Raw genomic sequence first — 414 nt, forward strand, 5'->3', positions numbered from 1 at the left:
ATTTGCTGATGCCGACCTACCGCATCAACGGCACCGAAAGCCCGCTGCTGCTGGATCCGTTGACGCCGAACTTTTTCTGGCAGGCCTGGCAGGGGCGTGAAATCATGAGCCAGCGCCACGGCGCGCCGGTTCCTGATAACGCGGTATCGCTGGCGATCAACTCGCGCAGTGGACGTACGCAAAACCATTTCCATATTCATATCTCCTGCCTGCGCCCCGATGTGCGCGCGCAGTTAGATAAGGATGCCGCAGCGATCAGCAGCCGCTGGCTGCCGTTACCGGGCGGGCTTCAGGGCCACGAATACCTGGCGCGCCGGGTGACGGAGGCGGAGCTGGCCCAGCGTAGCCCGTTCCTGATGCTGGCGGAAGAGGTGCCGGAGGCGCGCCAGCATCAGGAACGGGCTACGCTGGGCC

1 protein-coding gene is annotated in these 414 nt (G+C 64.3%); it reads left to right on the forward strand.

The genetic code is table 11. The features are described 5' to 3' along the window. The coding region (locus FJV41_RS56195) for a CDP-diacylglycerol diphosphatase (RefSeq protein WP_181791629.1) at positions 1 to 414 on the forward strand (414 nt) is incomplete at both ends.

Source organism: Myxococcus llanfairpwllgwyngyllgogerychwyrndrobwllllantysiliogogogochensis, from assembly GCF_006636215.1.
Classification (GTDB): domain Bacteria; phylum Myxococcota; class Myxococcia; order Myxococcales; family Myxococcaceae; genus Myxococcus; species Myxococcus llanfairpwllgwyngyllgogerychwyrndrobwllllantysiliogogogochensis.